At 64.1% G+C, this 1,454-nt stretch carries 1 protein-coding gene; it reads left to right on the top strand.

All coding sequences use genetic code 11. From position 1 onward, the window contains the following. Positions 1 to 162: 162 nt before the first annotated feature. A partial coding sequence (gene istA / locus M8523_RS36290) for an IS21 family transposase (protein WP_282589642.1) occupies positions 163 to 1,454 on the top strand: 1,292 nt, incomplete at its 3' end.

Genomic DNA, 1,454 nt, shown 5'->3' with positions numbered 1-1,454 from the left:
TGCGAATTCCGATGCAAGCCGGCCGGGTATTCCGATCTGAAGCCGGCCAGCGTTCCGATTTGATGTCGGCCACCATTCCGATTTGAAGCCGGCCACAGGTCGGCGGTTCTCACGCAGGTCAGTCCCCTGAGCATCATCCCCTGGATTTAGCGGGAGAGGCTGATGCCGGCGAAGAGAGAGCTGACGATGCGACAATTGCGGCAGATGCTGCGACTTCATCATGAGGGCGTGAGTGCGCGAGAGCTTGGGCGACAGCTCGGCGTGGCGCGCAGCACGGTGCAGGACAATCTCGATCGTGCGAGGAAGGCGGGTGTCGTCTGGCCCCTGGCAGCCGACCAGACGGACGACGTCCTTGAACAGCGTCTTTTCTCGAAGGCCGGCTATATTCCAGGGGTTCGCCGCCGGCCCGAACCGGATTGGGCTGCGCTGGTGCGCGACCTCAAGCGGCCTGGGGTCAATCTCAGTGTGCTCTGGGAGGAATACTGTGCCGCGAACCCCGATGGCTACGGTTATAGCCGGTTCTGCGACCTGTTCCGTGAGTTTGAACGGCGTCTGTCACCGGTCATGCGCCAGCACCACGTGGCGGGCGACAAACTCTTCGTCGACTATTCGGGCAAGAAGATCGGCATCACCGATCCCGTGACCGGCGCCGTGCGGCTGGCGGAGATTTTCGTCGGCGTGCTTGGTGCGTCCAACTATACCTATGCCGAAGCAACCTTCACGCAGAGCTTGCCTGATTGGATCGGCGCTCACGTCCGGATGTTCGGCTTTCTCGGCGGCGTACCGCGCCTTCTGGTGCCCGACAACCTGAAGAGCGGCGTTCAGAAGGCGTCCTTCTACGATCCCGAGATCAACCGCAGCTACGGCGCGATGGCGGCGCATTACGAGGTCGGCATCCTTCCGGCACGCCCGAAAAAGCCCCGCGACAAGGCCGCCGTGGAGGCCGGGGTGCGTTTTGCCCAGACCTACATTCTCGGCCGGTTGCGCCACCAAACCTTCTTCTCGCTCGCCGAATGCAACGCGGCGATCCGCGAGGTGATGGAGCGGATGAACCGCAAGGTCATGCGGCGCATCGGCATGAGCCGGCAGGATCTCTTCGACAGCCTCGACCGGCCCGCTCTCAAGCCCTTGCCCGAAGCAGAATGGCACTATGCCGAGTGGCGGCTGGCGCGGGTGGGGGTCGACTATCATGTCGAGGTCGAGGGCTTCTATTACTCTCTTCCTCACGCGCTGATCCGGGCCGAAGTCGACCTGCGCATCACCGAGCGTACAATCGAGGCCTTCCACCGCGGCCAGCGCGTGGCGGCTCACCAGCGTCGCTACGGCGGGCGCCGGCATGGCACCGAGCCCGACCATATGCCGAGCGCCCACCGCCGTTACGCCGAGTGGTCGCCCGAGCGTCTCCAACGCTGGGGCCAGGCCATCGGACCGAACACGGAAGGCTTGATCCTCGC

The sequence above is a fragment of the Lichenifustis flavocetrariae genome, assembly GCF_026130545.1.
In the GTDB taxonomy this organism is placed as follows: domain Bacteria; phylum Pseudomonadota; class Alphaproteobacteria; order Rhizobiales; family Beijerinckiaceae; genus Lichenihabitans; species Lichenihabitans flavocetrariae.
This window is presented reverse-complemented; position numbering and strand designations above follow the sequence as displayed.